This window comes from Streptomyces sp. D2-8 (assembly GCF_023184515.1).
GTDB lineage: Bacteria > Actinomycetota > Actinomycetes > Streptomycetales > Streptomycetaceae > Streptomyces.
Map to the genome: position 1 here is coordinate 109,587 of NZ_JAAHBP010000004.1, position 21,643 is coordinate 131,229.

Sequence of the window (21,643 nt, forward strand, 5' to 3'; positions counted from 1 at the left end):
CCCTGATCCGTGGTGAACCCGTCCTACGACGGGTCCCACAGCGCGGTGCCGCGGGCCGCCACGCGGTCGCCGATGCGGCGCAGCATTTCGGTGCCGGGCAGGACGTCCGGGCGGCGGCCGTCGCGCAGGCGGGGGGCCACGAGGCCGGCGGCGGCCTCCCGCCCGCCGATCACCGCCTGGTACGGCACCAGCCGGGCCGCGCGGACACGGGCGGCGAGGGTGCCCTGCTCGGGGCCGGCGACCTCGGCGCGCAGACCGAGTTCGCGCGCGCGTCCGGCCAGGTCGTGGGCGGCATCGCACTGCTCCTCCGCCACCGGCAGGACCGCCAGCTGCACCGGCGCCAGCCACGGCGGGAAGGCACCGCCGTGCTCCTCGAGGAGGTGGGCGACCGCACGCTCCACGCTGCCGATGATGCTGCGGTGCACCATGACCGGGCGGTGTTTCGCCCCGTCGGGGCCGATGTAGTGCAGGTCGAAGCGCTCGGGCTGGTGGAAGTCGATCTGCACGGTGGAGAGGGTGGCCTCCCGGCCGGCCGGGTCGGTGATCTGCACGTCGATCTTGGGGCCGTAGAAGGCCGCCTCGCCCTCGGCCGCCTCGTACGGGATGCCGGAGCCGTCCAGGACCTCCCGGAGCAGGGCGGTGGCACGCCGCCACAGCTCCGGGTCGGCCACGTACTTGCCGCCCTCGCCGGGCAGGGACAGCCGGTATCGGGCCGCGCGGATGCCCAGGTCCGCGTACGCGCGGCCGATCAGCTCCAGGGCGGCACGGGCCTCCTCGACGGCCTGCTCCAGGGTGCAGAAGATGTGCGCGTCGTTGAGGGTGATGGACCGCACCCGGGTCAGGCCGCCGAGGACGCCGGACAGCTCCGAGCGGTACATGCCGCCCAACTCGGCCATTCTTAGGGGTAGTTCACGGTAGCTGTGGGAGCGGGAGCGGTAGATCAGGGCGTGGTGGGGGCAGAGGCTGGGGCGCAGCAGGACCTGCTCGGCGCCCACGTCCATCGGCGGGAACATGTCGTCGCCGTAGTGGTCCCAGTGGCCGGAGGTCTCGTACAGCTCGCGTTTGCCGAGGACCGGCGAGTACACGTGCCGGTACCCGGCCCGCCGTTCGGCGTCGCGGATGTACTCCTCCAGGGTGTGCCGCACGATCGCGCCGTCGGGCAGCCAGTACGGCAGCCCGGCGCCCATCAGCGGATCGGTGTCGAACAGGTCCAGTTCACGGCCGAGCCGGCGGTGGTCGTACATGGTGACTCCTCGCGGTGGGGAGGCGAGCACCACGCGACGAAGCCCCGTGGCACGCGCCCCGGGGCTTCGGACATCTGGGTCAGCTGTCAGCGCGCCGGGAGACTCTCCGGCGTCGTCGTGGAGGACGGGAACGACTGGGCGCGCTGCATGGGCGTGACCGTAACAGGGAGGAAGGGGCGGGGCGACGGGTTTTCGGACAGGGGTGGCGGTGCGTAGTCCGGCCCACTCACCCGGACGGACCGTTGTCGCTGGTGGGCGGGCGGTCGCGGTGGTGCCGTAAGAGCACCCACCCGATCTTGGAGAGCCCGCCCCGCCCGCAGGCGCCTCCATGAGCCCCCCCGCAGGAGGCACCCCGATGACCCGCCCCCCGGCCACCCGTGCCCTCCTCGCCTCCGCGCTGTCCGTGACCGCCCTGCTGGCCGCCGCCGGCTGTTCCGCCGAGGACGAGCCGCGGCCCCGGTGGTTCTCCGCTTCCGCCTCCGCCTCCGGCGCGTCACCCGCCGTCGAGCAGCCGTCCGGTTCCGGGGCCGCCCTCACCGAGGCACAGGCCCAGGCGGCACTGGTCACCGCGGCCGACCTCGGGGAGCCGTGGGGGCCGACCCGGGGCGCACGGACCTGGCGGGACGGGCTGCTCAAGGCCACCACGGAGGACCGGGACTGTCAGCGGCTGCTGGACGTCCTCTACACCGAGGAACCCTTCGGCGCCCCGAAGGGCCCGCAGGCGACGTCCGCACTCGACGACGGCGACACCGACGCCCAGCTGCGCTACCGGGTCGCCGCCCATCCCCCGGCCGACGTGGACCGCGCGCTGGACTGGATGAGGTCGCTGCCCGGCCGATGCGGCGAGTTCACGGCCGCGACCACCCGCCACGGCGTCCAGGGCGTCGAGGTCCGCGAACTGCCGCTGCCGCCGGTGGGGGACGCACGGCAGGCCCTGCGGGTCATGCTGGCCGGCGAGACGGAGGAGGGGGAGCTGACGTACCTCACCATGGACCTCGCCGCGGTCCGCGTCGGCGAGGAGGCGATCAGCCTCACCAACGCCGGCCTCGACGAGGTGTACGCGGAAGTCACCCAGCAGGCCGTACAGCTCGGGGCGCAGCGCCTGGCCGAGATCAGGAAGCAGGGCAGGGCACAGATCTGACGCCCCGGCCCCGGGCGTCAGTACCGGTCGAAACGCGCGCGGTGGGCGATCACGTCCCGCGCCACGTCCAGGGCCGTACACCCGCGCGCGAAGGCGTCGGCCCGCAGCCGCGCGAGTGCGTCGTCCGCGCCCACACCGAGCTGCGCCATGATCATGCCGACGGCCTGGTAGACCTCGTCGTGGTCCGCGGCCAGCCCGCTCAGCCAGTCCTCCCCGTCCTGCGTCTCGGGCTCGTCCCCGTGCGGCAGGGCCATCAGGGCCACGGTCATCACACCGGCCACGATCCGGGCCACGTGCAACTGGCGGTCGGTGAGCCCGCCCGGGCGGTCGCGGTACAGGTCGAGCGTGCCCACACACACCGTGCCGCTGCCCAGCGGCACCGCGTACACCGCCCGCACTCCGGCCTCCGTCGCCTGCTGGGCGAAGACCGGCCAGCGTCCGGCGTCCCGGCCCGTGGTCAGGTCGCAGGCGAGCACGGGCGCGCCGTTCGCCAGCGCGCTCTGGCAGGGGCCGTCGCCCAGCGTGGCCTGGATCTGCGCCAGGTGCGCGGCCTGCGCGCTGCTCGCGCTCAGCTGCACGGGCATGCCCTCGCTGCGCAGCGACACGCTCGCGCCGATCACCGGCAGCAGTTCCACCGCCGCCTCGCACAGCCGCCCCGGCACCTCGCCGGGCTCGGCGCCCCGTACGCCCCTGGCGATCACGTCGGCGGCCCGGGCTCCGTCCGGTTCCGGACCACCGCCCCCGGTGCGGCCGGGGCCCGGGTCGCCGTCGGAGGCGCCTCGGGGATCGTCCCTGGGCCGCACGACCACCGCCTCCTTCGATCACCGCGGCTTGCACCGCCGACGGTTTCCGGGGCGGGCCCACGGGCGAGGCAGACCGTCGTGCGACCGCTCCCACGGAGCCGTGGTGCGACCAGCCGGGTGGGTCCCGGCCCGATGCCCGCCGAGCACCGGGCCCGGCACCCGCCCGGATCACTCCGGGCCCTTGCTGATTGGTGCCCCGACTACCCGTAGCAGGTGGGGCAAAACCCCTGCGCGGGGCCGTCACCGCGACGGTTCGGCCTCAGCGCTTCTCGTACGGGTTGTCCGGCTGCGGCACCCGTCGTACGGAGGTGGCGTCGAGGACCGGTGGCCAGGCGGCGGCCGAGCCGAGTTCGCCCTCGGGGTGCCACGTGCCGGTGACCGTCACCCAGGTGTCGACCGGCGGAGCCTGCGCACCGCGTACCTCGGCCTTGGCGGCCGAGGCGTCGGCGGCGCAGCAGGAGACGAGGAGGCGGGTGACGTACCAGGTGCCGTCGTCGTCACGGGTGACGAAGCCGGTGAGCCGGACCGTACGGCCCTTCAGGGAGCGGCCGCTGTCGTAGACCGCCCGGGAGCCGAACTCTCCGAGGGCGAGGTCGACCGGGTCGCCGTCCGGCAGGGCCGGGAAGGTGCCGATGCCCCGGTTGGCACGCTGGGCCGCCTCGCGCTCCGCGCTGTAGGAGCCGAGGGCGGGCGGCGGGAACAGGAGGAGGGCGAGGGCGGGGAGCGTGAGGAACCAGGCGACGCGGGGACCGGCGGGGCCGTGACTGTGGCCTGCGTGGCCGCCGTCGTCCCGGTCCTCGTGCTCGTCCTCCTGCTCGTCCTCACCTTCCTGCTTCTGCTCGTGCTCGTGGTCAGCGGTCTCGTGGTCGGCCGCCCTGCGGGTCACCACCGCCACCGCCGCCCCCAGCAGCACCAGCGCCACGCCGGACACCACCAGGTACGGCCGCAGCGCCGCCTGCACATAACGGAGATACAGCTCGCTGAAAAGCGACACCCGCAGGATCGCCGCGCCCACGAGCGCGAGGAGAACGGCCGGTCCGTAGCGCCTCACAGCAGCCACCACCCCACCAGGACACTGCTCGTCACGGCCACCACCCAGGTCGCCGCCGAGAACCGCACCGCGAAGGTCCTGCCGAACGTGCCCGTCTGCAGCGCGATCAGTTTCAGGTCCACCATCGGCCCGACCACCATGAACGCCAGCCGCGCGGTCGGGGAGAAGCCGCTCAGCGACGCCGCCACGAACGCGTCGGCCTCACTGCACACGCACAGCACGACCGCCAGCACCGCGAGCAGCAGCACCGAAAGCCAGGCCGACCCGGTGAACACCTCCAGCAGCGACCGCGGTACGACGATGGAGAAGGTCGCCGCGGCCGCCGCCCCGACGACGAGGAACCCGCCCGCGTGCAGGAAGTCGTGCTGAAGCCCGGAGACGAAGGCCCGCGGACCGCCGGCCGGCGTCCGCCCGCCGCGCCGCTTCGGCAGCCGCAGCCACTGCTCCTTCCCGAACCGCGCCCACAGCCAGCCCATCACCACGGCCGTGCCGAGCGAGGCGACCAGCCGGCCGAGGACCATCTCCGGCTGCCCGGGGAAGGCGATCGAGGTCGCCACGAGGACGACGGGGTTGATCGCGGGCGCCGACAGCAGGAAGGCGAGCGCGGCCGCCGGTGCGACACCCCGCCGCATCAGGCTCCCCGCCACCGGCACGGACGCGCACTCGCAGCCGGGAAGCACGACCCCCGCCGCTCCCGCGACCGGCACGGCGAGCACCGTACGGCGCGGCAGCACCCGCTGGAACACCCGCTCGGGCACGAACGCCCCGATCGCCGCCGACACGACCGTGCCCAGCAGCAGGAACGGCACGCCCTGGACGGTGATCGCGGTGAACACCGTCCACCAGGCCGCGACCGGCGGGGTGTAGAGGTCGAGCGCCAGCATGGGCCCGAGCACCGACACCACCGTCGTTATGGCCAGCAGCGCGGCACCCCCGAGGACGGCGTACACCAGGGCCCGCAGGCCCAGCCGTATGCCGTCGGTTATCGTCCGTTGGTTCTCCACGCGCCCGCCCCGGTCGTTCACATCCCGGGAGGGAGGTTAACCCGCACGGCTGTGCGAGGACCCTGCTTCCTCACAGAGGAGGCTGTGCGGGCGCGGGCCCGAGGGTGGTGGTGCCGGGGGCCGTACGGTGCCCGAGGCCCGTCCGGTAGGCGTCCAGGGCCGCCTCCACCCGCCCGGTCCGCCGCAGCAGGTCCCCGAGCAGCCGGGACAGGTCGGCCAGGTCACCGGCGGCGCCCGCCCGCTCCAGCAGGCTCAGGGCGCGGACGTAGTGCTCCTCGGCGTCCTCCGTGCGGCGGGCGTCCTCGGCGATGATGCCGAGCAGCCGGTGCGCGGCGGCGGAGTGCACGGCGCCGCGCTCGGGGGACAGGTGCCCGAGGACGTCGTGCAGCAGGGCCGCCGCCTCGTCGGACCTGCCGCGCCGGTGCAGCACGTCGGCCAGCTCGACGGTGACCTGGCTGCTGTAGAGGGCGGCGCGCCTGGCCGACAGCATCCCCAGGGCCAGCCGCAGCTCCTCCTCGGCGCGCTCCAGCCGGCCGTCCTGGGCGTAGACGTAGCCGCGCATCCAGTGGCAGTTGGCGAGTTCGGTGCGGATCTGCAGCCCGCGGTACAGCTCGGCGGCCTTGGCCAGGGAGGCGTCGGCCTCGGCGAGGCGGCCCTCGGCGACCAGGGTGCGGGCGACGGACCGGTGCATGCGGGCGACCAGGGCGGGGTCGCCGGACTGCGGGGCGAGGGCCAGGGCGAACTCGGCCGCCTGGGCGGCGCGGGCGTGCGCGCCCATGTCCATGTACGGGCCGATGGCGCTGGCGTAGAGCAGCAGCAGGGCGTCCGGGTCGTGCAGGCCGCCGCGGTTCAGTTCGTCGAGGGCGGTCTCCAGCAGGTAGACGGCGTACCGGAGTTCACCGGCGAGGTAGTGCGCCACGGCCCGGCCGCGCAGGGCCGGGACACGGGCGGGCAGCGGTGCGCCGGCCAGGCATTCCTCGGCCCGCTCGAAGTACTGCCGGCCGGCCCCGAGCTCGCCCGTCTCCAGGGCGCACTCGCCGAGCCCGAGCAGCGCGGCGGACTGTTCTGCTGCCAGGCCGTGCGTCTCGGCCTCGACGAGCAGCTCGGCGTACTGCTCGGCAGCCGCCTCCGTCTCGCCGACGGCGAGGGTCCGCTGCGCCTCGGTCATCCGCAGCCGCAGCTCGGTCACGAGCCGCGCGGAATGCCCGCTGGCGAGCTCGTCGAAGGCGACGCCGAGCCGGTGCGCGAGATGCCGCAGGGCGTCGTCGGAGGGCCGCACCCGGCCCGACTCCAGGGTGGAGATGTAGGCCGGTGTGTACACAGGCTCCGCCAACTGCCGCTGTGTCAGTCCGCGTTCCACACGCAGCCGCTGCACCCGGCGGCCGATGGTCGCCGGATCGTCACGCTCCCCCACGCCAACTCCCCCTGCGCCTCTTGCCGTTCGGCCTGGACTGCCCCTAGGTTAAACGGAGTGTTAAGCCGAATTGTCGAACCCGCTTAATACGTTGCCGCCGTAGTCGCCGCCCCAGTTGCGAGGTCGCCGTGCTCGAACGCACACGCACCGCCGAGCGGTACGCCCGAGGCTTCACCGCCGCCCTCGTCGCCGTGGCGACCCTGCTGCTCGCGGCGAACGCGGGGCCCGCGAGAGCGGAAGCTCCGCAGCCTGAGCAGCGGACGGTTGCCGACTCCCGCTGATCGCCCGGCCTCATAGCCCCTCGGCTCCCACTCGGCGTGAGGGATCTTGGACCAGATTGAGCCGATCTTTCGGGCCGGCCAGGAGCGCATACCGCGTTGACGTGTAAATTATCGGCAGCACTCTGATTTCAGACGCCCTTGTTGTACAAGCGGGCCTCGCTCGTGGACACTTTGTCGGGCTTGTTTCGGATGGCGGCGTCAATCAGGGGAAGAAGTTTTTCGACCTGTTCACCCACCTTCTTATGACGCCCCTGCAGTTCCTGGCGCCAGGCGCGAGCGTTCTCACCGACCCAGACCTTGTCGCCCCCGATATCCTCGGTCGGCCCCTTCAGCGCCTTCTTGAGTTGCTCGATCTCTTTCGCCAGATCGCGACGCAGTTTCTCCAGGTCAGCTTTTCTCGGGTTATCCACTTTAAGGCTCGGAATCAGCCACCAACATCACCGCTCGCGCTCCGGAGTTGCCTCCATATCGCGTTTTTCATTCAACAAGATGCGTCGCCGTACCGTGCCGACGATCACGCCAGTCAGAAAGAAGAGCGACACCAGCAGTGCGACGAGCATGGGTGGCGTTACAGCAGGCGGATCATTCACCCACTGTGCCGTCAACACTCGACTGGGATCCAGGGGGTCGTAGACCACGGGTATACGGCTACCTGGAGTCAACCCCTCAGGGCGCATGCCTCCCCAGTCATGTAGCTGCGTTTCGACATCCCCCTCTGGACCATCGAACTTGACCTTGATATTACCCGGGCTGCCGTACCTGTCCCTGGGGGAGGACGTGACCTCGGCCCAGGCGGAAGCTCCACGGGACTGCAAGTCGGTCACTAGTGAATGTGACGAAATAAAGAAGCCGAGAAATAGTCCGAACGTCGCTATGAATGCAGCAAACAGTCCGATTATCAATCGTCGTTGCGGCACTTTCCGTCGCCTATCGGCAATGGCATCAAGCGCCTTCCGTTGGTCGGCATTTCGTTTGACTATACCCGGAGGGAGTGTCCAGTCGCTTCGGGAACGCCTCTTTTTCTTCTTCCCCATGATCCTTGGTTCCTGTCACTTAAAATCCTAGCCAGCCGTCGACCTTTTTGACGCACGATTGGCTGTGACGGGCACGCCCACCGACGTTGCTTACGGCTCGTACAGCGGCAGAAAGTGGATGACCGCTTGCTCGTAGGGATGGGCATCGCGGACAGCCTGCTGTACGGCGCCGGTCTGATCCGCGTCACAGACCGATTCGATCCGGCACTCTTCGCTGTGCTGAACGATGCCCACCTCGCCGTCGTACGGCTGCGCGCCAGGCAGGGCCTGCCAGTTTCCGGTCACCTTCCAGATGCTGGAACACCGTGCGTACTCGCCCACCCGCCCTGCACCGGCCGCGTGGAGAGCCTCGATCACAAGCTCCGCATGACTCTCGGGGACGGATATCTCGATCTTCAGGCGCGTCATGCCTGGACCCTAACAACCCGTGCGACCAGCACTTTCGCAACAGGCCCCAGTTGTACTGATCCACGTCGGCCGGCTGGAAAGCAGCGATACCCGCGATGCCCCTCTGACCGCGCCCGGCGCCGTCGAACGAGTTAGACGTACGGCTCGACCAGGACCGTATGGCCCGGCTGACCCGTCTCTTCAGTACGCGCTGACGTACGTCACAAAGGCGGCGTAGGCCTCCGGGGAGACGGTGAGGATGCCGGCCTCGGCCTCCGTGTTCTTGGAGTCGCGAACGGCGACGCGGGGTCCCAGGTCGGCGACCTCTACGCATTCGCCGCCGGTGTAGCCGCTGTACGACGATCTACGCCACCGCGTGTTGGTCAGGCTCTGGCTGCTTCCCGTGCCTTGTGGCGCGCGTCGTGGGGTCATGTCACTTCACATGGGCGACGAAGGCGGCGTACGCCTGCGGCGAGAGAGTGAGTAGGCCGACCTCGGGGTTCTTGGAGTCGCGGACGGCGACGCCGGGCAGACCGAGGTCGGCGACCTCTACGCAATCACCGCCGGTGCTCCCGCTGTACGACGACTTACGCCACGTCGCGCTTCTCAGCTGCTGGCTGGTCTCCATAGCGCTCCTCCATCACGTGGGCGATCAGGTCTGCCGATTCCCGTACCGAGAGGGCAGCAGCTCGCACTTGATCGTAATGGAGCCAACCCTCGCTGGCACTATCCGGATTGGCCGTCATGTGCCCTTGGACGAAGTCCTCGGTGTAGACGATGTCCGGGTCGTCATCGAAGCGCAGGAGGTTGAAGGAGCCCTGCACACTCGGGTGCTCCCCCGCCGAGAACGGCAGCACCTGGATCTTCAGGCGCCTCTCTTTCCGGAAGCTCAACAGGTGCGCCAGTTGGTTTCGCATCACCTCCCGGCCGCCCATGGGGCGGTACAGCACCGCCTCGTCCAGCACCACCCACACCAGCGGCGGCTTCTCCTTCCGCAGGAGGCGTTGGCGCTCCATGCGGGCCTCGACCAGCTCATCGAGGTTCTCCGGCTGAATTGCGCCCAGCACCGCCCGTGCGTACTCCGGCGTCTGCAGAAGGCCGTACACCAACTGGCACTGGAACGTGGAGATATAGCTCGCCTTCGCCTCCATCTCCGCATACGCCTGGAACCACGTCGGCAACTGACTCCGCAGAACCAGCCCCACCAACCGCGAGAAACACCCGTCCGTCATCAGCGCAGCGTCCGCCCGCTCCGCGAACTCCCTGGTCGGGACCTTGTGCGCGGTCTCGATCTGGCCGACGAGAGAACCCGTGCAGAAGATGCTGTTGCCCAGTTCCTGCTGGGACAGCCCCGCGCTCTCCCGGTAGCGGCGCAGCTCCGAGCCGAAGTAGTCCAACGGCGAGGCGGTGGGGTCGAGTCGGCGGATGTTGGGCATGGTGCGGTCACCCCCGGGTCCGAACGCCGCGCGGCGTTCACTTCGGTCTGTAGCCGAGAGTAACCGGACGACTCCACTCTGGTGGCATGAATCACGCAACCCACCAGCCGGGGGCAGGGCTTGGCGCCCGGTACGGCGTCGACTTCACCCTCGGTGAGCACTCCGCCCGGCATCTGCGCCGCATCCTCAGGGTGTATCTCGCCGCCTGGGAGATGGCCGAACTGTGCGACTCCGCCTCGCTCGCCCTGACCGAGCTGGTCGCGAACGTCGTACGCCACACGCCCGACCGGCGCGCCGCGGTGCTGGTGCTGCGGCGGCCGGACGGGCGGGGACTGCGCGTGGAGGTCACGGACACATGCCCGCGACCGCCGCTGTCCACAGCTGTGGACGAACTCGCCGAGGCGGGACGCGGCGTGCTGATCGTCGACGCCGTCACAGACCGATGGGGGTGGGATCCGCTCCCCCACCGGCCCGGCAAGACCGTCTGGTTCGAATGTGACGCGCTCAAGGAATTCGGTTAGCGCGCATTCCCGCGTGAGCGAATATAGCGTCGGCCGAAATATACAATTCCAGCGGCACCGACGGCGGCGCCTGCCGCGCACGTCGCCGTCGCCCACGTGGCCATGTCCTGGGTGATCCACAGCAGGCTCACCACGACCAGCGCTATGGAGAACAGCAGCCGTTCCCCATAGCCCGGGCCGCGACGGCCGGTCAGTCCCTGTTGGCCGTGCACTTGTACGTCACGCCCTTCATCTTGATGTCGCGCCATCCCGCCATCACCGAAGCATCGGCGGGGGCGACATCGGTTCCACCGCCGCCGCCGCTTTCCTTCCGGCAGTAGTAGCCGAGCGCATCGAGCTTCTTGATGTCACTCATGGCCTGGTACTTCTTGTACGACGCGATCATGGCGGCCCGCCTTTCCGCAGGCGTGGCCTCCTTCGCCTTCGTGTACGCGTAGCACCCGACGCTCGCGCCGATCCCCACCCACGAGGCGCCCTTGGCCAGGGCCTTGGTGAGGCCTGCCGCGCCACTGCCGATCCCCAGGACCGCGCAGATCTCGTCCGCTCCGGCGCGCACTTCCGGCTGCGCCGGAGCCGCCTGTGCGGCCTGTGCTCCGACACCGCACAACGCGCCGGTCATGGCGAAGGCGATTACGGAAGAAATTCCCTTGCTTCGTACGCTCACGAAGTCCATCCCCGTTTACTTGAATTGCATGGTTTGCATGGTCAGTGCGAAATTGAGGCTACCCACGAGGGACAGGCGTTCGCAATGGAGAAATTGTGAACATCGCCGGGAGGAAATTCGACCGGTTCAACCTGGCAAAACCTTGCTCAATGCCTCGTCAAGACTCTTCGCCACCTGCGCGTCACCCGGCCGAGCCGCGCCCGCCGGCCGGGGGCCGTACAGGGCGTCCAGTTCGGTGATGAGGGTCTGGGTGACGGCGCCGTACAGGGGCGTGCGGGGGCGCTGCACGGCCTCGCTCAAGGCGCGCAGCAGGATGTCCCGGTAGCTGACGCCGCCCGCGAGCCGGTCGGGTGCCTTGAGCTCGGCGCTCTCGCCGGTGGGGGACGCCGAGGCGCTCTCGGAGTAGGCGGAGGCGTGCCGGCACTCCGGGGTGCTGCCGGGAGCCCGGTAGGCGGAGGTGCGGGTCGCGGCGAACCCGGCGCGCAGCAGGCAGCGTTCGCTGTCCGGGTCGGTCAGGAACGCGATCAGCTCGGCGGCCTTGGCGGCCCGCTGCTCGGACGTGGACGAGGTGACGGCCAGGTTCTGCCCACCGAGCACGGCCTTGCCGGGCAGCCGGGTCACACCGAGATCCCCCTTGAACGTCTCGTACAGGGCCGGGTAGACGTACGGCCAGTGCCGCAGGAAGGTCGTGCGGCCCTCCGCGAAGGCGCTGAGCGATTCGGCCTCGCGGGACCCGGCGGCCTCCCCGAGCATGTACGGCGAGCCCGTGCGCTCCCGCAGTTCGGTCACCCCGGCCGTCAACTGCGCCTCGTCGGCGGTGTACCGGCCGTCCTGGTCGGTCAGCGCGAAGCCCGGGACGGCCGAGGCGAACGCCTCGATCGCGTTGACCGTACGGCCCTCGTAGGCGGCGAGCTGCGTGGTCCACCCGTCCTTGTAACCCTTGGGCTTCGGCCGGTCGTTGACGGCGTCGATCAGCTCCCGCAGGTCGTCCCAGGTCACACCGCGGCCCAGTTCGGTCCGGGAGGTGCCGGCGCGGCGCAGGTGGTCCTTGCGGTAGTACAGCAGGCCCACATCGCTGTTGAAGGGGACCGCGTACCGCTCGCCGTCCCAGAACGACGTGCGGTCGACGGACGGGATGATGTCGCCGGGCGACTTCACCGCCGCGCCGGTCAGCGGGCGGATCAGTCCGGCGTCGGCGAACTCCGGGACCCAGGTCACGTCCAGGTTCACCACGTCGTACTCGGCGCCGCCGGACTGGAGCGCGCCGAGCAGCTGGCTGCGCTGCTGGTCGGCGGAGCCGGGGAGTTCCACCAGGCGGGCCCGGTAGCCGTGTTCGCCCTCCTTGGCGTTCCAGGCGTCGATGAGCTGCTGGCGGATGCCGTTCTTGCCGGTGACGTCCTGGCCGCTGGCCACCACGATCCGGGGCGGTTCGGCGGCGCCCTGCGGCTCCTGCGGCGCGTCCGTGCCGGTGCAGGAGGTGAGCGCGAGCAGGGACAGCAGTGACAGTGCGGCGGCGGTCGGGCGGCGGGCCGTCATTCCTCCCCCATTCCGGTGCGGGCGACCTCGTCGTGCAGGGCGGGCACGAGGTCGTCCCCGGCGTCCAGGCAGCGGCCCCGGCCCGCCGCGGCGATGCGCGTGGCGGGGCGGCCCCGGTCGCAGCCCGAGCTGCTCAGGGACACCATGGCCACCGGGACGCCCGCGTCGCCGGCCCGGTCGAGGACCTCCTCGAGGGCCTTGCCGGTCAGGCGGCCGTCGTCCTCGCCGTCGGTGAGGTACACGATCAGCTGCGGCCGCTCGTCGTCGGTGCCGCGCTCCCGCATGAACGCCAGGGCGTCCCGCAGGGCGCCGTGCGGATCGGCCTCCGCGTCCCGCACCTCGGCGTCGTCCAGGGCGTGTTCGGCATCGGAGGCCGGGTGCGTGCCGAAGGGCAGCAGCTCCGTGTGGGTACGGTCGCCGGTGCCGTGCACCGCCCACACGCCGTACTCGTCCTCCCCGCCGAGCCCGGGCAGGGTCTGTTTCAGGATGCCCGGGCCGCCGCTGGGGCCGTCCCACCGGCCCGCCATCGAGCCGGAGCTGTCGAGGAGGAACAGGACCCGGCCGGGCCCGTGCGCGTTGCCGTAGCGCTCCAGTGCCCGTGCCATCGTCGAGGGGTCGGCGCTCCCGGCCGGGCGGACGGACTCGGTCAGGCCCTCGGCGGCCGATGCCGCCTCGATCAGGCCGCGCTCACCGGTCGCGGACCTGAAGCCGTGCTCGCCGAGCACCGTCCGGCCCTCCTTCCCGGTCAGCCACCCGCGGAAGCGGTCCACCGCGTCGTCCCGCGCGTCGGCGTCCCGGTCGCCGTCCTCCCAGCGCACCCGTACGAACGCCGGTTCCAGACCGGGCACGTCGTCGGGATAGGCGGCCACCCGCTCGGCACGGGTGACCGGGTGGCAGCCGATGCCGCTCCTCAGCAGGAACTCCGGGACCAGCGCCGTGCCGCGGTTGTCCACGGCCTCGTCGCCGGGCAGCGCGCACAGCAGCCGCGCGGCCGAGGGCTCGGGCCGCCCGGTCCGGGCGAGGCGCAGCTCGGCGTCGCGCGCGTCGGCTGCACCGCGCGCGCCGGGCTCGTCGCCGTACAGGCCCATGGTCGCCAGCAGTGCCGAGTCGGTGAACTCCGGGTCGGCACGGTGCAGTTCGGCCTTGCCGTCGGCCTGTTCGAGGGTGTCGAGCAGCCGGGACAGTGACTGCCCGGTGGGTTCGAGGCCGGCCCCGAGTGCCTTCGGTACGGCCAGCACGACCGGCGAGTACGCGATCGGCTCGGCCTCCGGCTCCAGCCGGGCGAAGACGCGGTCCTCCTTGGCCGCGGCCCCGGTGACCCGGTCGACGTCGGCCCGGGTGGCGGGGATCCACACGTCCGGCTGCGGGCCGATGTCCCGCTGCGGGTTGTCGTCCTCACGGGGCTGCTGCCAGGCGTCCGTCCGCTCGCCCAGGGCGGTCACCACGGCGGCGGCACCCGCGCTGTTGACGGTGACGCCGCTGCGCCGGCAGTCCTCGCCGGTGGTGTTGGCGGCCGAGGTGACATAGGCGTCCGCGGCCGCCCGAATCGTCGGCTCCAGGTCGGGGTCGGTGAGGACGCGCAGTTCCAGAGGCGGTCTGCAAGGGCCGGAGTCGCCGGTCAGGGCCAGGATGCCGTAGCCGCCCGCGCCGGTGGCGAGCAGGGCGAGCACAGCCGCCGGCGCGGTGCGGCCGGACCGGGCGACGGCCCTTTTGGCGCGGGCGAGCAGACTCCGGAGCCAGGGGAACCAGCTGCTGTCCGCGGGGCCGGGCCCGGTGGTGACCGGGCCCGGCCCCGCCGCCAGCAGCACATCGTCCGAGTCCCAGGGGGGAGCCAGTGCCTGCGGCCGCTGCGGGTCGTCGGCCTCCGCCTTGTACTTCGCGGCGGCCATCCGCTCCTTCACCGCGGCGTACAACTGGGAGAGCCATACCTCGCCGCCCCCGTCGAGAACGCGCGCCATCTCGCGGGTGAACGGTGTCGCCACGTCGGCGGTCCCGCCCAGGATGCAGCGGTTGGGCTGCACGCTCATCAGCAGCAGGATCTTGTGCTTCTTCCGCTTCGGATCGTCCAGGCGGTGCCAGATCCCCGCGGCATTGCCCGCGTAGCAGCAGTCGAGGACCACCACGACCTGCTCGGCGTGGCTCTCGGCGAGCTCGCCCAGCACCTGGCTGAAACTCACCGAGCCGGGCAGGCCGTGGCCCGTGAGCACCCGCGCGGTGCGCATCTGGAGATGCAGTTCGTTGCCGGAGGTGGAGGTGACGGCGTGCCCGGCGAAGTAGAGCAGCAGCAGCCCCTTGGCCTCACGGCAGGCGCGGCGCAGCGCCCCCGTGAAGTCGTCCGGGGCCGGCGAGGCCAGGGTCCTCACCTCGCCCGCGCCGAACACCCCGCCCCGGTTCAGCGCGTCCTCGAGTGTCGTCCGGTTGTGCCGCACGGCCGGGAGCTGACCGCTGACGCCCTGGGGATCCGGTGCCGTGTGGTCGTACTCGGACACACCGACCAGCAGCGCCCGGTTCCCCATGTGGCGCGGGTCGAAGCGGCTCACCGGCCTACTCCCCGTCGGGGTCCAGTGGGCGGATCTGCGGATCGGGATGGCCGCCCTGCAGCCTGCGGCGGTTGTTCGTCCAGGTCTTCACCGCGCGTGCGGTGTACTCGGTCAGTGCCGCGACCGTGACGACGTCACCGAGCACTTTCAGGACGAGTTCGAGGTCGGGCCCCAGGCGTCCCTCGGTCCCGTCCGCGCCGGTCTGCACCTCGATGCGCAGCTGCTCGCCGGCGAGCAGTTCCGCCAGCTGCTCCTCGCGCTCCAGCCACGTCTTCAGAGCTCTGACATCATCCACGGTCGCGTCGGCGCCCAGCCGGACGCGCACGCCTAAGACAGCCACTCGGTCCCCCTCTGCCATGTCCGACATCATGACACCGGGTCAGGCCCCAGCGGCAGACCCGTGACGTGACCCGCGAAAGCGATGGCACGCCCCCTTCACGCCACGCGCACACGGCGCACGCGGCTCAGCCCTGGGTCTGCAACTGCCGCAACTGCCGCTGCACATGGTCCAGCGCCCCGTGGCGCCGGCCGGGCACCCGCCCGCGCAACGCGGCGAGCGCGGCGCCCAGTTCGCGGGCGGGGGTGGTGTCACGGACCTGGCCCCACTGGTGGTGCGCCCGGTCCACGGCGGCCTCGACGGCCGGGGCGTCCGGCGCCTGCCCGGCGTTCAGGCGGGCGGTGGCGATCATCAGCCAGGTGCGGCAGCTGCGGGCGGCGTCCCCGGCGAACATCGCCAGGTCGGCCCGTACCTCGGCCCAGTGCAGGGCCTCTTCGGACGCGGGACCGTGCGCGATCACGGCGGCCTGCTCGTGCCGGGCGGCGAGCGCGTCGGCGTCGGCGTGCCGGCCGGACTGGACGGCGGCGGTGATGGCGGCGTGCGGATCCCCGGCCGTCGGGCCGGGCGTGCTCAGCACCAGGTCCGCGCCCGCGCTCTCCGGCGCGATCCGGCTCAGCGCCTGCTGGTGCAACTGCTCGACGGGCGGCCGGAACCCGCTGCGCAGGATCGTCGCGACGGCCTTCATGTACGCGGGTGCCGCGACCGTGCGTCTGGACGGCGGTGGCGCGATGCGGCCGTGCACGGCGTTGCCCCGTCCCGAGTCCAGCGGGGTGCCGCGCAGCAGCTCCCAGGTCTCGGCGTCGGCGTGCAGGTCGAGCAGGAGGGTGGTGGCGCCGGCGGGCCTGAGCCGCAGTTCCTCCCGGAACCAGTGCCAGGGGAAGGCCGTGTAGCGGGCGGTGGAGGCGGTGGTGCGGGCCAGCGCGAGGTGGGGCAGGCGCTGCCTCCGGTCGAGCTGGAGCTGGCCCGTGACGTACACGGTGAGGGGGCCGGGGGCCGCTGCGGCGGCGCGGAGCCGGGTGAGGACGGCCTGCGGCTCCAGGGGGTCGGCGAGTTCGACGACGTTCGCGGTGTCGGTGCCGGCCAGCACCGCGGGCGGTACGGCGGCGAGGACGGGGAGTACCGAGGCGGCGTCCACCAGGCGCCCCCTGCCCACCGGCGAGGCCGCCAGCAGCAGCACGGTTCCGGGCATCGCCCCACCCCCTGTGTCGATCACGTACATCAGCACCGTAACGGCTGCGGCTGCAAAGGTGGGTCTCAGGACCGCAAACGTCCGCCTTCGGGGGCTTCGCCCCCGGGTCTCCCGCGGACGGCGAACACCGTCGTGTCATCGCCGTGCCCCACACCCCGCAGATCGAGGCGGCGATGGCCGGCACCAGCACGATCCAGGAGGTCCTGGCGAAACACGGGCCGCACCGGCCGCATCCCTATCCCGCCGCTCCGCCGACTTGCCAGGGGCTGTCCGCCGGTGTGCCCTGGATCCAGGGGCAGGGACAGAGAGGAGAGCTGTCATGGCTCATGCGGCACCCGCCTCACGCAAGATGATCACGCAACGCCGTAGGCCCGATGTGTTCGGCCCGCGGATCCACACCGCCGTGAAGGTCGGCCTGCCCGTGGTGCTCGGACTGGTCTACGGCTTCTGGGCCGCTGCCAACCAGCGTCACGGCGGGCCCATCACCGGCTGGAACCTGCTGTTCGGCTTCGTCACGGCGCTCGTGTTCGCCGTACTGTTCGCCGCCGTGTGCGCGCTGGCACCGCTGCTGCCCCGCGAACTGCACGCGCTGTGCTGGTTCGTCTTCACGGGCTGCGCGGTCGGCTTCCTCTACAGCCAGACCGGTGCGTCCGTGTACAGCTCCAGCGGTCTGGGACTCGCGGTGGGTGCGGGCGTCCTGGCGATGGTGTTCTACCGCTACTACACGCACGAGGACGCCGCGGGCCGACGGATCGGCTGACGGAGATCAGGACACCCGTTCGGGTGAGTCCGCCGAGGGGCCCGTGACAGCCGCTTCTCGCAGGTGGAACGCGCTGCGGGGCGACCGATGTGCGGCCGGACCCCGTCGTTGCGCTCGCGGGCCGGGCCGCGGGCGCCTTGCCTGGAAGGGTGTCCAAGCGCGACCGGGCGCCCGTACCCGAGAGGGCGCCCCCACGATGGCGGAACGTCCTGTCGGCCGTTCTGCTCACCTTCGCGTGCCTGCTCGTGCCGTTCGGGGCGCTCGCGTCCTGGGCGGCCCACGGACTCACCGACACCGGCCGCTACGTACGGACGATGGCGCCGCTCGCCGCCGACCCGGACGTGCGGCGCGCGGTCGCGGACGCCGTCGGGGAGGGCGTCATGCGGGAGGCCGGGCGCAAGGTCGACACCGGCCCGCTGCGCGGGGCGGTCGGGCCCTTCGTGCACGACGCGGCGCGTTCCTTCACCCGCACCGAGGCGTATCGCACGGCCTGGGACGCGGCGAACCGGGCCGTGCACGACGCGGTGCTGCGCGCCCTGCGCGACGACGGCGCCCACGGAGCCCCGGTCACCGTCGACCCCGCCCCCGTCATCGCCCGGGTCAAACAGCAACTCTCCGACGACCACGTGCCGTTCGCCCACCGCATCCCGGTCACGCACACGCGGATCCCGGTGCTTTTGGCCGAGGACGTGGACCGACTGCGCAAGGGGTACCACGTGCTGGACATCGCCGCCTTCTGGCTGCCGCCCGCCACCGCCGTCCTCGCGGTCGCCGGGATCGCCGTCGCCGCGTGCCGCCGCCGTGCGGTCACCGCCCTCGGCCTGGGCACGGCCCTGGGCGGCGCGCTGCTGGCCCTCGCCGTCGCGATCGGCCGCCGCCTCACCCTCGCCGACCTGCCCGACGCCCTCCACCGCCCCGCCGCGGGCGCGGTCTACGACGCCCTCACGGCCACCCTGCGCACGGTGTCCTGGCTGCTGTGCGTGCTGGGCCTGGCGGTGGCGGCCGGCGCCTGGATCACGGGCCGGTACGGTCCCCGGCTCGCCGCGCGGCGACATGCGCGAGGGTCCGCAGTGCCCGTCGCAGATCCGGTTCCGGAGCCGACGCGAGCCCGAGCCTGACGGCGTCGGGCGTGTGCCCGGGGGCGACGGCGAAGGCGGGGCCGGGTGTGACGGCGATGCCGTGCGCCGCGGCAGCGGCCGTGAAGGTGTCCGCGCGCCACGGCGCGGGCAGCTCCCACCAGGCGAAGCAGGAACCCGGGTCGGACCGTACGGCGAAGCCCGCGAGTTCCTCGGCGAGGATCCGCTGCCGCCGTGCCGCGTCCGCCCGCTTGGCCTCCACCAGCCGCGCCACCGTCCCCTCCGCGGTCCACCGCACGGCCGCCTCCAGCGCGAACCGCCCCGCGCTCCAGCCGCCCGACCGCACGGCCCCGGCCACGGCACCGACCCGGTGCGGCGGCACCACGAGGAACCCGACGGTGAGCCCCGGGGCGACCCTTTTGGAGAGCCCTTCGACGACGTGGGTGAGGGCCGGGGCGTGCACGGCGAGCGGATCACCGGGCTCCCGGAGGAAGGACCAGATGCGGTCCTCCACCACCGGCAGGTTCAGGTCATGGACCAGCTGGGCGAGTTGCAGCAGCCGCGGCCTGCCCGTCGTCAGGGACGTCGGGTTGTGCAGCGTCGGCTGCACGTAGAGGGCGGACAGCGGCGCCGTACGGTGCGCGGCCGCCACGGCCTCCGGGAGCAGCCCGGCCGCGTCCCCGGCCAGCGGCACCAGCGTGATGCCGAGCCGCGCCGCGATCTCCTTGACCAGCGGATACGTCAGCTGCTCCACACCCACCCGGCCGCCCGGCCGGACCAGCGAGGCCAGGACGGCGGCGATGGCCTGCCGGGCGTTGCCGGTGAACAGCAGCCGCTCCGGGACCGGGCGCCAGCCCGGGGTGCTGAGCAGCGTGGCCGCGGCCTCCCTGGCGGCCTCGGTGCCGGTGGCGGCCGCCGGTAACAGCGCCTCGGCCAGCACGTCGGGGCGCAGCAGCGGCGCGAGAACGGGGGCGAGGAGCTCCGGCTGGCCGGGCGCGGCAGGGTAGTTGAGCTCCAGGTTGACGGGCGCGGCGGCCAAAGAGGGCTCGACGAGCGCCTGCCCCGCCGGCCCGGCCGGTGCGGCCCGTACGAAGGTGCCGCGCCCCACCTCCCCGACGACCAGTCCGCGCCGCACCAGCTCCGCGTACACCCGCCCGGCCGTCGACGGCGCGATGCCCCGCCGCCGGGCGAACGCCCGCTGCGGCGGCAGCCGTTGCCCGGGCCGCAGCCGCCCGGTGGCGATGTCGTCGGCGATGCGGTCGGCGATACGCCGGTAGTCACTCATCGGCCGGTCTCCCCCTTGGATTGCACCGAGAGCAAAGATCTTATTGCACCGAGTAGTTGGGCGGCCTAGGGTCGACACCATGGCACCCTTCCTCGCATACGAGGACAAAGGACCCGATACGCATCGGGTACCCCTGGTCCTCGTCCACGGCCATCCCTTCGACCGCACGATGTGGGCCCCGCAGCTCGAGAGGTTCCCGGGTACCCGCCGCGTCATCGCCCCCGACCTGCGCGGCTACGGCACCTCCCCCACGGCCCCGGCCGTCACGGACTTCTCCGGATTCGCCCGGGACATCGAGGCCCTGCTGGACGAGCTGAAGGTGGAGTCGTTCGTTCTCGCGGGCCTGTCGATGGGCGGGCAGATCGTCATGGACTGCTACCGCCTGTTCCCCGAGCGCGTCCGGGGCCTGGTCCTCGCGGACACCTTCCCCTCGGCGGAGACCCCTCAGGGCGTGCGCACCCGCGACGCCATGGCGGACCGTCTCCTCGCGGAAGGCATGCGCGGCTACGCCGACGAGGTCCTGGAGCGGATGGTCGCCCCGTACGCGTCCGCCGAGGTCAAGACGCATGTCCACGCCATGATGACCGCCACCGCCCCCGAGGGCGCCGCCGCGGCCCTGCGCGCCCGTGCCCGGCGCCCCGACTACGGCGCCCTGCTGCCGCGCGTCCGCGTACCGGCCCTGGTCGTCGTGGGAGCCGACGACACGTTCACGCCGGTCTCCGACGCCCGGGCCATGCACGCGGCCCTCCCGGACGCGGAGCTGCACATCATCGAGGGCGCGGCACACATGCCGAACCTGGAACGCCCGGACGTGTTCGACCATGCGCTGGAGGAATTCCTGGCCCGCGTCGATGCACGGCAACCTTCCTCCGCCCCACCCCGTCTTTGAGGGAGGATTCGGGCATCCCACCCCGCGAACGGAAGGCCGCGCCTTGGACACCGCCGCTGCCGAGTGGACCGCCAGGGACGACGGGCGGGAGCACCGTCCGCCCGGACGGCGGCTCGGCACCTGGTGCGCCGGCCTGCTGCTCGCCGGGGTGAGCGTGGTCGTCGGCTTCCGGGCCGCCGACAGCGACGGCATCACCCCCGTCACCCAGTTCCTCGCCTTCCTCCCCTGGCTGCTCGCCCCGACCGCCGTGGCGCTGCTGTTCACCCTGCTGTCCCGCTGGTGGCCCGGGACCGTCTGGGGCGTGGTCCTGCTCGGCCTGCTGGCCTGGTACATCGAGCCGTACGGCAAGGTCGGCGACCCCGAGGGCCGCCCGGTCGCCGCACTGCGCGTGCTGACCTCCAACGTCGAGTTCGGCCAGGGCACCGGCTCCCTGGTCACCGCCGTCCGCCGGGAGAAACCGGACGTGGTCTTCGTGGTGGAATGCGACTACGAGTGCGACGTGCTGCTGAAGCGGGACCTCTCGAAGGACTACCCGCACCGCGCGGCCGTGGAGGGCGGCGGCTCGGAGGGCTCCGTCATCCTCAGCCGCTTCCCACTCCGGCCCACCGAGGGCGTGCCCGGCACGATGGGCATGCCCGGGGCGGTCGCCGACGTCGACGGGCACGCCGTACGGCTGCAACTGGCCCACCCCATGCCCCCGCTGCCCGGCCAGGTGGACCTCTGGCGCCGGGAGCTCGGCGCCCTGCGCGACGCGGCCGCCACCGACCCCGGCACCCCCCTCGTCCTGGCCGGTGACTTCAACGCCTCCCAGGACCACGCCGCCTTCCGCCGCATCCTCGACACCGGCCTGCGCGACGCCTCCCGCCTGGACGGCGCCGACCGCACGGCCACCTGGCCGGCCCGGACGGCACCCACGCTCGGCGCGCAGATCGACCACGTCCTGGTGTCGGACGACTTCGGGGCGAGCAGTACCCGCATCCTGGACCTGGCCGACACCGACCACCGCGCGGTCGTCACGGACCTCACGCTGCACGAGCGCCGCTGACCGGGG

At 72.3% G+C, this 21,643-nt stretch carries 24 protein-coding genes; 7 read left to right on the plus strand and 17 right to left on the minus strand.

Annotated elements, in window-relative coordinates; all coding sequences use genetic code 11:
- Positions 1 to 23: 23 nt before the first annotated feature.
- The gene (thrS, locus tag G3I77_RS11515; protein WP_248502842.1) at positions 24 to 1,244 is read right to left on the minus strand and encodes a threonine--tRNA ligase; all 1,221 of its coding nucleotides are present in this window, start codon (positions 1,242 to 1,244) and stop codon (positions 24 to 26) included.
- 355 nt (positions 1,245 to 1,599) lie between these two features.
- Between thrS and G3I77_RS11520 the strand changes: the two genes are divergently transcribed.
- Positions 1,600 to 2,385 (plus strand): hypothetical protein, encoded by a 786-nt coding sequence (locus G3I77_RS11520; RefSeq protein ID WP_248502844.1) that lies wholly within the window; start codon positions 1,600 to 1,602, stop codon positions 2,383 to 2,385.
- Positions 2,386 to 2,402: 17 nt separating this feature from the next.
- Here G3I77_RS11520 and G3I77_RS11525 read toward each other — a convergent pair whose 3' ends face one another.
- The 4 genes from G3I77_RS11525 to G3I77_RS11540 form a co-directional block, all read right to left on the minus strand.
- The gene (locus tag G3I77_RS11525) at positions 2,403 to 3,194 is read right to left on the minus strand and encodes a GAF and ANTAR domain-containing protein (protein ID WP_248502845.1); all 792 of its coding nucleotides are present in this window, start codon (positions 3,192 to 3,194) and stop codon (positions 2,403 to 2,405) included.
- Positions 3,195 to 3,447: 253 nt separating this feature from the next.
- Entirely contained in the window at positions 3,448 to 4,239 is a 792-nt protein-coding gene (locus G3I77_RS11530; protein ID WP_248502954.1) for a TIGR03943 family protein, read from the minus strand.
- A complete protein-coding gene (locus tag G3I77_RS11535) occupies positions 4,236 to 5,243 on the minus strand; it encodes a permease (RefSeq protein WP_248502847.1) in 1,008 nt (335 codons plus the stop codon). The genes G3I77_RS11530 and G3I77_RS11535 overlap by 4 nt, the downstream gene beginning before the upstream one ends.
- 70 nt (positions 5,244 to 5,313) lie before the next feature.
- Positions 5,314 to 6,657, minus strand: coding sequence for a helix-turn-helix transcriptional regulator (locus G3I77_RS11540; protein ID WP_248502849.1), 1,344 nt, complete (start codon positions 6,655 to 6,657; stop codon positions 5,314 to 5,316).
- Positions 6,658 to 6,785: 128 nt separating this feature from the next.
- Between G3I77_RS11540 and G3I77_RS11545 the strand changes: the two genes are divergently transcribed.
- A complete protein-coding gene (locus G3I77_RS11545) occupies positions 6,786 to 6,938 on the plus strand; it encodes a hypothetical protein (RefSeq protein ID WP_179878914.1) in 153 nt (50 codons plus the stop codon).
- Positions 6,939 to 7,066: 128 nt separating this feature from the next.
- On the opposite strand, the gene G3I77_RS11550 is transcribed toward G3I77_RS11545, so the two are convergent.
- The 6 genes from G3I77_RS11550 to G3I77_RS11575 form a co-directional block, all read right to left on the minus strand.
- Positions 7,067 to 7,348, minus strand: a complete 282-nt coding sequence (locus G3I77_RS11550) for a hypothetical protein (RefSeq protein WP_248502851.1) — start codon at positions 7,346 to 7,348, stop codon at positions 7,067 to 7,069.
- A 27-nt stretch (positions 7,349 to 7,375) separates the two neighbouring features.
- Positions 7,376 to 7,972 carry a DUF3592 domain-containing protein gene (locus G3I77_RS11555; RefSeq protein WP_248502853.1) on the minus strand — a complete coding sequence of 199 codons (597 nt, stop codon included), beginning with the start codon at positions 7,970 to 7,972 and terminating at the stop codon, positions 7,376 to 7,378.
- A 90-nt stretch (positions 7,973 to 8,062) separates the two neighbouring features.
- Complete coding sequence (locus G3I77_RS11560; RefSeq protein WP_248502854.1) at positions 8,063 to 8,380, minus strand: hypothetical protein; 318 nt, start codon at positions 8,378 to 8,380, stop codon at positions 8,063 to 8,065.
- 180 nt (positions 8,381 to 8,560) lie between these two features.
- The gene (locus tag G3I77_RS11565) at positions 8,561 to 8,791 is read right to left on the minus strand and encodes a DUF397 domain-containing protein (protein ID WP_248502856.1); all 231 of its coding nucleotides are present in this window, start codon (positions 8,789 to 8,791) and stop codon (positions 8,561 to 8,563) included.
- Between the two features lies 1 nt (position 8,792).
- Positions 8,793 to 8,987, minus strand: a complete 195-nt coding sequence (locus tag G3I77_RS11570) for a DUF397 domain-containing protein (RefSeq protein ID WP_248502858.1) — start codon at positions 8,985 to 8,987, stop codon at positions 8,793 to 8,795.
- The gene (locus G3I77_RS11575) at positions 8,947 to 9,795 is read right to left on the minus strand and encodes a helix-turn-helix transcriptional regulator (RefSeq protein ID WP_248502860.1); all 849 of its coding nucleotides are present in this window, start codon (positions 9,793 to 9,795) and stop codon (positions 8,947 to 8,949) included. Before G3I77_RS11575 ends, G3I77_RS11570 begins: the two co-directional genes overlap by 41 nt.
- A gap of 86 nt (positions 9,796 to 9,881) precedes the next feature.
- Between G3I77_RS11575 and G3I77_RS11580 the strand changes: the two genes are divergently transcribed.
- On the plus strand, positions 9,882 to 10,316 hold the full coding sequence (locus tag G3I77_RS11580) for an ATP-binding protein (protein WP_248502862.1): 435 nt from the start codon (positions 9,882 to 9,884) through the stop codon (positions 10,314 to 10,316).
- Between the two features lie 190 nt (positions 10,317 to 10,506).
- Here G3I77_RS11580 and G3I77_RS11585 read toward each other — a convergent pair whose 3' ends face one another.
- The 5 genes from G3I77_RS11585 to G3I77_RS11605 form a co-directional block, all read right to left on the minus strand.
- The gene (locus tag G3I77_RS11585) at positions 10,507 to 10,989 is read right to left on the minus strand and encodes a hypothetical protein (protein ID WP_248502864.1); all 483 of its coding nucleotides are present in this window, start codon (positions 10,987 to 10,989) and stop codon (positions 10,507 to 10,509) included.
- Positions 10,990 to 11,106: 117 nt separating this feature from the next.
- A complete protein-coding gene (locus tag G3I77_RS11590; protein ID WP_248502865.1) occupies positions 11,107 to 12,516 on the minus strand; it encodes an extracellular solute-binding protein in 1,410 nt (469 codons plus the stop codon).
- Complete coding sequence (locus G3I77_RS11595; RefSeq protein ID WP_248502867.1) at positions 12,513 to 15,056, minus strand: substrate-binding domain-containing protein; 2,544 nt, start codon at positions 15,054 to 15,056, stop codon at positions 12,513 to 12,515. The genes G3I77_RS11590 and G3I77_RS11595 overlap by 4 nt, the downstream gene beginning before the upstream one ends.
- Before the next feature lie 4 nt (positions 15,057 to 15,060).
- A complete protein-coding gene (locus tag G3I77_RS11600; protein ID WP_248502869.1) occupies positions 15,061 to 15,396 on the minus strand; it encodes a hypothetical protein in 336 nt (111 codons plus the stop codon).
- Positions 15,397 to 15,520: 124 nt separating this feature from the next.
- Positions 15,521 to 16,582, minus strand: a complete 1,062-nt coding sequence (locus G3I77_RS11605; protein ID WP_248502870.1) for a hypothetical protein — start codon at positions 16,580 to 16,582, stop codon at positions 15,521 to 15,523.
- Positions 16,583 to 16,901: 319 nt separating this feature from the next.
- Here G3I77_RS11605 and G3I77_RS11610 point away from each other — a divergent pair, with 319 nt between their 5' ends.
- Positions 16,902 to 17,342 (plus strand): hypothetical protein, encoded by a 441-nt coding sequence (locus tag G3I77_RS11610; protein WP_248502872.1) that lies wholly within the window; start codon positions 16,902 to 16,904, stop codon positions 17,340 to 17,342.
- Positions 17,343 to 17,491: 149 nt separating this feature from the next.
- Positions 17,492 to 18,460, plus strand: coding sequence for a hypothetical protein (locus G3I77_RS11615; RefSeq protein WP_248502874.1), 969 nt, complete (start codon positions 17,492 to 17,494; stop codon positions 18,458 to 18,460).
- On the opposite strand, the gene G3I77_RS11620 is transcribed toward G3I77_RS11615, so the two are convergent.
- On the minus strand, positions 18,357 to 19,703 hold the full coding sequence (locus G3I77_RS11620) for a PLP-dependent aminotransferase family protein (protein ID WP_248502876.1): 1,347 nt from the start codon (positions 19,701 to 19,703) through the stop codon (positions 18,357 to 18,359). The genes G3I77_RS11615 and G3I77_RS11620 overlap by 104 nt on opposite strands.
- A 79-nt stretch (positions 19,704 to 19,782) precedes the next feature.
- Here G3I77_RS11620 and G3I77_RS11625 point away from each other — a divergent pair, with 79 nt between their 5' ends.
- Positions 19,783 to 20,592 carry an alpha/beta fold hydrolase gene (locus G3I77_RS11625; protein WP_248502878.1) on the plus strand — a complete coding sequence of 270 codons (810 nt, stop codon included), beginning with the start codon at positions 19,783 to 19,785 and terminating at the stop codon, positions 20,590 to 20,592.
- Between the two features lie 43 nt (positions 20,593 to 20,635).
- Positions 20,636 to 21,637 carry an endonuclease/exonuclease/phosphatase family protein gene (locus tag G3I77_RS11630; RefSeq protein WP_248502880.1) on the plus strand — a complete coding sequence of 334 codons (1,002 nt, stop codon included), beginning with the start codon at positions 20,636 to 20,638 and terminating at the stop codon, positions 21,635 to 21,637.
- The last annotated feature ends 6 nt before the right edge of the window (positions 21,638 to 21,643 follow it).

Bases quoted from the DNA above. Each gene is read 5' to 3' on its own strand.
- thrS (WP_248502842.1), bottom strand. From the start codon at position 1,244: ATGTACGACCACCGCCGGCTCGGCCGTGAACTGGACCTGTTCGACACC.
- G3I77_RS11520 (WP_248502844.1), top strand. From the start codon at position 1,600: ATGACCCGCCCCCCGGCCACCCGTGCCCTCCTCGCCTCCGCGCTGTCC.
- G3I77_RS11555 (WP_248502853.1), bottom strand. From the start codon at position 7,972: ATGGGGAAGAAGAAAAAGAGGCGTTCCCGAAGCGACTGGACACTCCCT.
- G3I77_RS11560 (WP_248502854.1), bottom strand. From the start codon at position 8,380: ATGACGCGCCTGAAGATCGAGATATCCGTCCCCGAGAGTCATGCGGAG.
- G3I77_RS11565 (WP_248502856.1), bottom strand. From the start codon at position 8,791: ATGACCCCACGACGCGCGCCACAAGGCACGGGAAGCAGCCAGAGCCTG.
- G3I77_RS11570 (WP_248502858.1), bottom strand. From the start codon at position 8,987: ATGGAGACCAGCCAGCAGCTGAGAAGCGCGACGTGGCGTAAGTCGTCG.
- G3I77_RS11575 (WP_248502860.1), bottom strand. From the start codon at position 9,795: ATGCCCAACATCCGCCGACTCGACCCCACCGCCTCGCCGTTGGACTAC.
- G3I77_RS11580 (WP_248502862.1), top strand. From the start codon at position 9,882: ATGAATCACGCAACCCACCAGCCGGGGGCAGGGCTTGGCGCCCGGTAC.
- G3I77_RS11585 (WP_248502864.1), bottom strand. From the start codon at position 10,989: ATGGACTTCGTGAGCGTACGAAGCAAGGGAATTTCTTCCGTAATCGCC.
- G3I77_RS11590 (WP_248502865.1), bottom strand. From the start codon at position 12,516: ATGACGGCCCGCCGCCCGACCGCCGCCGCACTGTCACTGCTGTCCCTG.
- G3I77_RS11605 (WP_248502870.1), bottom strand. From the start codon at position 16,582: ATGCCCGGAACCGTGCTGCTGCTGGCGGCCTCGCCGGTGGGCAGGGGG.
- G3I77_RS11610 (WP_248502872.1), top strand. From the start codon at position 16,902: ATGGCTCATGCGGCACCCGCCTCACGCAAGATGATCACGCAACGCCGT.
- G3I77_RS11620 (WP_248502876.1), bottom strand. From the start codon at position 19,703: ATGAGTGACTACCGGCGTATCGCCGACCGCATCGCCGACGACATCGCC.
- G3I77_RS11625 (WP_248502878.1), top strand. From the start codon at position 19,783: ATGGCACCCTTCCTCGCATACGAGGACAAAGGACCCGATACGCATCGG.